Annotated in this window: 7 protein-coding genes; 2 read left to right on the forward strand and 5 right to left on the reverse strand. The window is 60.2% G+C overall.

Going from position 1 to position 6,323, the window contains the following annotated elements:
* Positions 1-53: 53 nt before the first annotated feature.
* The 3 genes from SNL23_RS04650 to SNL23_RS04660 all read right to left on the reverse strand — a co-directional run bounded on the left by SNL23_RS04650 (position 54) and on the right by SNL23_RS04660 (position 2,843).
* Positions 54-1,076 carry a transporter gene (locus SNL23_RS04650; protein WP_076016635.1) on the reverse strand — a complete coding sequence of 341 codons (1,023 nt, stop codon included), beginning with the start codon at positions 1,074-1,076 and terminating at the stop codon, positions 54-56.
* Between the two features lie 100 nt (positions 1,077-1,176).
* A complete protein-coding gene (locus SNL23_RS04655; protein ID WP_167663755.1) occupies positions 1,177-2,352 on the reverse strand; it encodes a GAF domain-containing sensor histidine kinase in 1,176 nt (391 codons plus the stop codon).
* A 185-nt stretch (positions 2,353-2,537) separates the two neighbouring features.
* Positions 2,538-2,843, reverse strand: coding sequence for a PepSY domain-containing protein (locus SNL23_RS04660; protein WP_076016633.1), 306 nt, complete (start codon positions 2,841-2,843; stop codon positions 2,538-2,540).
* 139 nt (positions 2,844-2,982) lie between these two features.
* Between SNL23_RS04660 and SNL23_RS04665 the strand changes: the two genes are divergently transcribed.
* Positions 2,983-3,861 (forward strand): sterol desaturase family protein, encoded by an 879-nt coding sequence (locus SNL23_RS04665; RefSeq protein ID WP_318301741.1) that lies wholly within the window; start codon positions 2,983-2,985, stop codon positions 3,859-3,861.
* Between the two features lie 42 nt (positions 3,862-3,903).
* Here SNL23_RS04665 and SNL23_RS04670 read toward each other — a convergent pair whose 3' ends face one another.
* Both SNL23_RS04670 and SNL23_RS04675 read right to left on the reverse strand, forming a co-directional pair.
* Entirely contained in the window at positions 3,904-4,599 is a 696-nt protein-coding gene (locus tag SNL23_RS04670) for a helix-turn-helix domain-containing protein (protein WP_318301742.1), read from the reverse strand.
* On the reverse strand, positions 4,600-5,727 hold the full coding sequence (locus SNL23_RS04675; RefSeq protein WP_076016630.1) for a glycerophosphodiester phosphodiesterase: 1,128 nt from the start codon (positions 5,725-5,727) through the stop codon (positions 4,600-4,602). It abuts the gene before it with no gap.
* Positions 5,728-5,958: 231 nt separating this feature from the next.
* Between SNL23_RS04675 and SNL23_RS04680 the strand changes: the two genes are divergently transcribed.
* Positions 5,959-6,282, forward strand: a complete 324-nt coding sequence (locus SNL23_RS04680; protein ID WP_318301743.1) for a DUF2025 family protein — start codon at positions 5,959-5,961, stop codon at positions 6,280-6,282.
* Positions 6,283-6,323 lie beyond the last annotated feature (41 nt).

Below are 6,323 nucleotides of genomic sequence, written 5' to 3' on the forward strand. Positions count from 1 at the left end.
ATCAGTCACCACCGCTATCGCAGGCAAGCCCCCACAGTGATCGCATTTCAAATTCAGTAATCCTTGCGCTTGCGAAACGCCCAGCGCCCGGCAATCAACGTGAACGTTGCCACCAGCGCCACCAGAATCCAGAAACCTTCCGGGTCAGTGGAAAGCGGCACGCCACCGACGTTCATGCCAAAAAAGCCGGCAATGATGTTGATCGGCAACGCCAGCACCGTGACCACGGTCAGGGTGAACAGCGTGCGGTTGCTCTGCTCGTTGAGGTTGGCGGCGATCTCTTCCTGCAACAGCTTGATTCGCTCACCCAGCGCCATCAAGTCGTTGATGATCAGCGCAAACTCCTCGGTAGATTTGCGCAACTCCTTCACGTCTTCCTTCTGCAGCCATTGCGGCGGGCGGTTGAGCAGCCGCAGCAACGAGCCCGGCTCCAGCGCCAGCAGCCGTTGCAGGCGCACCAGCACCCGGCGCGCGGCGCCCAGTTCGGCGCGGTTGGTGGACAGGCGCGACGACAGCAACTGGTCTTCGATGTGGTCGACGCTAAGGCTGGTCTTGCGCACGATCTGCGTCAGCACTTCGCCCTGGTCCCGCAGTAAATGCACCAGCAGTTCCAGCGGCGAGCGAAAGCGCTCGCCGGCCTTCACCGACGAGCGCAGTTTGTCCACCGAGTGCAGCGGTTGCAGGCGCGCGCTGATTAGCAGCCGGCTGCGGGCACACACCCATAAGGTGGAAATGTCTGAAGACACCATGCTGCTGAAGTTGAAGACCACGTCGTTGACCACCGCCAGCAAGGCCGAGTCCACGTGTTCGATACGGGTGGAGCGCGAGCCTTCGTGCAAGGCTTCGAAGAATTCTTCCGGCAGATTCAGGTGCGCCTGCATCCAGCGTTCGCAGGCGGCGTGGGCCAGGTTCAGGTGCAGCCACAGAAACTCTTCGGGGTCACCGGGTTGCTGCAAGGCCGCCAGGGCGGTGGCTGAGTCAATCTGTTCGCCCTTTTCACCGGGGCGAAAACGAAAACCGTAAAGCAAACCAAACAGGTCCGAGTCCTGGTGGCTGTGGTCGATGCTGTGGTTCATGGACGCTCGCAGGGAAAGTGCCTGTAGGAGGTTTCACAGGTTCACTTGAGCGCATCATGGCAAGGGTATTTGACGGTTTTGTGACGGTTCGAGGTGAGCGTCAATCGCCAGTGGGCAAGCTGAAGGTAAACACCGTGCCGTCCTGCTCGTGGGAAGAAACTTCCAGCCGCCCGCCGTGGGCGTCGGCAATCTGTTTGACGATGTACAAACCCAGGCCCAACCCGGCCTGGGGCAGGGCGCCCGTCGGTCGGGAGTAGGGCTGGAACAGCAGTGGCATGGCTTGGTCACTGATCAGCCCAAGGTTTTTCACCGATAACTCAAACGTGCCGGCGTTGACCTGCGCACTGACTTCAACCGGCCCTTCCGGGTTGCCGTGGCTGATGGCGTTGGCCACCAGGTTGGAGAGCAATTGCGCCAGACGTTCGCGGTCGCCTTTCACACCGTTGAGATTGCCGATGCTGGCGTGAATCAGCCGCTTTGGATGCACGTGCTGCACCTCTTCCACCACATGCTGCAATGTGTCTTCAAGCCCAGTGCATTCACTGATGTTCACCGGGATGCCGCTGCCCATTCGCCCGCGGGCAAAGTCCAGTACGTCTTCCACCAGTTGCGAGGCCCGGCGGCCGCTGGCCAGCATGTGCCGCACCAGCGTGTCGGTGGCCGGGTCCGGGTGTTTGCGCAGTAGGCGTTCGGCGCCGACGTTGATCGCGAATAACGGGTTGCGTAGGTCGTGGCCAAGCACGGCGATGAACTGTTCCCGCAGCTCGGCGGTTTCCCGCTCTTGCTGCAAGTCGGCTTCGGTTTGCTGGAGGCTTTCTTCGGCTTCGATTTGCAGCGACAGCACCCGGGCAAACGACTCCATGGTGGACTGGATAGTGCTGCTGCGCAGTTGCGCCGGATTCGGGTCCAGGGCGCAGATGGTGCCGAAGAAACGCCCGTCGGTGCGGAACACAGGCACCGAGATGTAGCTTTCAAAGTGGTAGATGCGTGGCGTGTGGTGGTCGCGATACAGCGGGTCTTCGCTGGCTTTGTCGATCACGATCGAGACGTGGGAACCGCGGATTTCGTGGCACAGGGTGGTGGTCAGGTCCAACTCGCCACCCACGGGCAGGCCGAAGTCCAGTTGGTCGCGCACGGCGCAGGCGGTCCATGAATCGTCGGTGACCCGCGCTACGGCCGCGAAACGCAAGCCGGTCATTTCACTGATCACCTGCAGAATCGCCGGCACAGCGCTGATTCGGCCAATGGTGGCAATGTCGGCGGCTTTTTGCCCCATGGCGCGCGGTCTCGATCCTGATGCTGCTGGCGTTGTGCCTTGGCTGGTGGTTGGGATTCTAGCGAGCTTGGCGGCGCAAGGTACAAATTCGTTCACGCTAATTAGACTATTTGCTCTTCTGGGCGACCAACGCGCATAAAAAAGCCGCGCGGCCCGAAGGCGGCGCGGCGTTTTTAGGGTTTAACTCAGGTGTCTTGCTTGTTTTCCAGGACTTCACCGGTCTTGGCATCCAGCTTCACGTCCCACTTCACATTGGCGGTGTCACGCAGTTCGGTCTCGTAGACCAGGCGGCCGGCTTTGTCTTCCAGTTCGGTGTCAACGATGGTGGCGCCTTTGTGCTGGGCCACTGCCTTGGCGTTGAGTTTTTCGAAATCCATGATGGCGCCGGACTTGAGCAGGCCCGGAATATGGTCCGGGCGAACATCGGCCTGGGCGAAACCTGCAGTAAGCGTCAGGGCGGTAGCAGCGAACAGAGCGGTCAGGTTTTTCATGGTGTATTCCTTGGGGTGAGCTGTTTAAGTGGGATCAGGTTAACCAGCGCAACTTAACTCTCCCTTAAAATTGCGCCGTTTGTTCAATCGGCGGCGAGTGCGGGGTTTCATGCTGGCGTCTCAATCATGGGAGGCACAGATGAAACAGTTAATGGCCTGGGCCTACGCGCCCTTGTTTTGGGTGGGATTTATCGGGTGGGCGCTGTGGCTGATACAGGTGAACGCGCCGCAATGGCTGGCACTGGTATTTTTCTGCGCGGTGGTGGTGTCGTTTATTGCGGAGTGGTGGTTGCCCTATGAGCCGCAGTGGAATCGCAACCAAGGTGATCGTTGTCGCGACTTGATTCATGCGTTGGTCAATGAAGGTCTCAATGCAGCGGGCTTGTTGATCTTGCCGATGTTGACCGCGTTGCTGGCCGTTGACGGCATATGGCCGCGGGCGTGGCCGCTTTGGGAGCAATTGCTGCTGGCGATTGTCATTGCCGATGCGGGCATCACCCTGATGCATTACGCCAGCCACCGAGTCGCCGCCTTGTGGCGCCTGCATGCGGTGCATCACAGCGTGCAGCGGTTGTACGGTCTCAATGGCTTGATGAAGCATCCGTTGCACCAGATGCTCGAAGCCACGGCCGGGTTGGCGCCGTTGATCCTGCTGGGCATTCCCACGGACGTTGCGCTGCTGCTGGCCCTGGCGATTGCCGTTCAACTGCTGTTGCAGCATTCCAATGTCGACATGCGCCTGGGGCCGCTGCGCTGGGTGTTCGCCTGGGCGCCGGTGCATCGTTTTCATCACATGAAATATGGCCGGGCAGGGGATGTGAATTTCGGCTTGTTTTTCAATCTATGGGATTGGCTATTTGGCACGGCGTTTTACAGCCATGACTATCGAATGGGGCAGGGCGATCTGGGGATTGGCAGCCGGCCGGATTTTCCACGGGAGTATGTGGCGCAGCTGCGCGACCCCTTCAGGGCTGTGCGATTGAACAAGGAGCCGCCGGTTCCCACCGACCTACTGTAGGAGCGAGCTTGCTCGCGAAAAACCTGAGGGCACCGCGTTCATTCAGGATGCTCGCGTCATCAGTGGGAGCAGTGTCAGTTGCAGGTTGCGCAACGACGCCCCCGCCGTGACGCCGAATAGCTGCTTCATGGTCCGGGAAAAATGCGCCGAATCAGCGAACCCGGCGCCATGGGCGGCCTCGGTCAAGGTGCTGCCGCCGAGTGCCAGTCCCAGCGCCACCCGCAAGCGCCGCCACAGCACCAGGCGGCGCACCGGCAAACCCAGTTGGTTGGCGAATAAACGCTCCAGCTGGCTCAACGAAACGTGTGCCGCCTGGGCCAGGGCTTGGGCCGAGACCTTGCCGCTCAGTTGCTGATCCAGCGCCAGCAGTGCGCGTTCCACCCGTGCGTCTTCCAGTTCGCGCCTTGGTATCTGCTGCAGCGTGCTGCTGAGTGCTTCAAGGGACAATTCACTGTTGGCCAGGGCGGCCTGCAAAAGGTCGAGTTCAAAAGCGCCGGGTTCGACATACACCATCAACACCTCACCGTCGGTGTGGAGGATGGCGTGGGGCATTCTTGACTGGATAAACAGGCGATGGGCCGTGGTGACACGGCCATCGAGGCTGGCCGTGATCGGCCCGCCCGGGGAGAACATCAACTGATGGGCATAGTGCGCATGGGGCGCGGTGCGCCCCGCAATACCCAGGATCAGCCCGTAATCAGGCCCCAGCCACAGGCGACCTGACCATTCGGGAGTCACTCAGTAACCGTTGTCCTGCAGCAGGTCGGCCACACTCGAGGACGGCCAGCGCTTGTAGTACTTCAGCAGTTCGGCGGCGCGGTTGGTGAAGATGCCATCGACGCCGGCTTTCATCACCTTGTCGAAGTCCACCGGCTCATCCACGGTATACACGTGCACCAGCAGGCCCTTGTCGTGGGTCAACTGGTTCATCTCGGGTTTGACCAGGTCGGAATAGCTCTGGTCGCCCAGGTTGGTCAACTGCGCCGAAGGGCCGGTACCGATGGCGCCCAGGCTCTTGGCCTCGTCGACCCATTTTTCGAACTCGGCGGCGTCCTTGGGTTCTTGCTTGGCGTAGTAGGCGGCTTTGCTTGGCTCGCCGGACTCGGCGAAGGTCACCTTGGATTTTGGCTCGATGCTGCCTTCACCGACCCACAACAGCAGGATTTTCGGGGTGTTGGGCATCTCTTTTTGCAGTTCTTTGAGGCTGTCCTTTTCAAAGGTTTGCAGCACTACGCGGCCCTTGCCCTGGCCGACGCCGATGTTTTTCTGGGCCTGGTTGGAGCCGGTGGAGCTCAACCAGCCTTTATCCAGCAGCTTGTTCTTCAGGTCGGCTTCGATACCCGGGAATTGCTTCGGCTCTTTGGTTTCGATGTACAGGCCGGGTTTGTGCTGCGGGTTGCCTTCGGCGATCTTGATGATTTCGTCCAGGCTGAGGATTTTCAAACCGACGAAGCCAGGGCGGGCGCGATCCGGGTAGGCGGCGTTAAACCAGCTGCCGGCGTCCAGGGTTTTAAGCTCGGCCCAGGTGAACTCGTTGGCCGGGCTGTCCTTGCGCTCGGGGAATTTGGTGGCAACGTCGGTGGTGCGTTGCAGGTTGTTGTCATGGAGGGCGAAGAGCACGCCGTCCTTGCTGCGTTGCAGGTCCATTTCCAGGTAGTCGGCACCCAGGTCGCGCGCGACTTTGTAGGCGGCGGCGGTGGATTCCGGTGCATCGAAGGAGGCGCCACGGTGGGCAATCACCGCAGGGTGCGGAATGCCTTCGTTGGTGGCCAACTCGGTAGGGCTGATCGGGCTTGCCGCCTGTGCGTGGCCAAGGCCCAGCATCAGGGACAGCAGCAGGGCACTCTTGGTAAACGTGACAGGCATAAGCGAGGTCCTTTCGTGGAGGTAACTTTGAGAAGGGCTCCTTTTTAACAATTGCTTGCGAATGGCGCTATCACCAAACCGACATTAACGTGTTCACGGGCCATTTTTCTGCACTTTTGTGCTGTGCCATGCAGTACTCTTGCCATCAGCTGCCCCATCAGAGGGCAGATTATCTGCCACGCGTGTAAACCATCTTTCCAGTCCAAACAGGACTTTTCAGTGAGGTTTACCATGCGCATCACCTCCGAGCTTATCTGCCAGGCCGCCGACCAACTCCACGGTTTTGTCGGCCTGAACCGCAAGACCCACCAGTACATCGTCCGTTTCAGCGAAGACGCCTTCGGCATGGACGTGGCCGACGACGGCATCATCCCGACCTCCGAGTTTGTCTGGCAGCCGGTTGACGAGCAGGCCATGACTTTGTCCCGCGAGCGGATCCAGTTGTTGCTGGACCAGAACATCGACGACCGCATCAACATCACAGAACCGCTGCGGGTGTACATGCGCCGGGTGGAAATTCCACAGATCAGTGCGGTGCGCAGTCTGGTCAGCTGAGTGCACGCCGTCACTGCGTTGAGGGCTGTTGTGGCGAGGGG

The sequence above is a fragment of the Pseudomonas sp. SED1 genome, from assembly GCF_034044025.1.
Taxonomy (GTDB): domain Bacteria; phylum Pseudomonadota; class Gammaproteobacteria; order Pseudomonadales; family Pseudomonadaceae; genus Aquipseudomonas.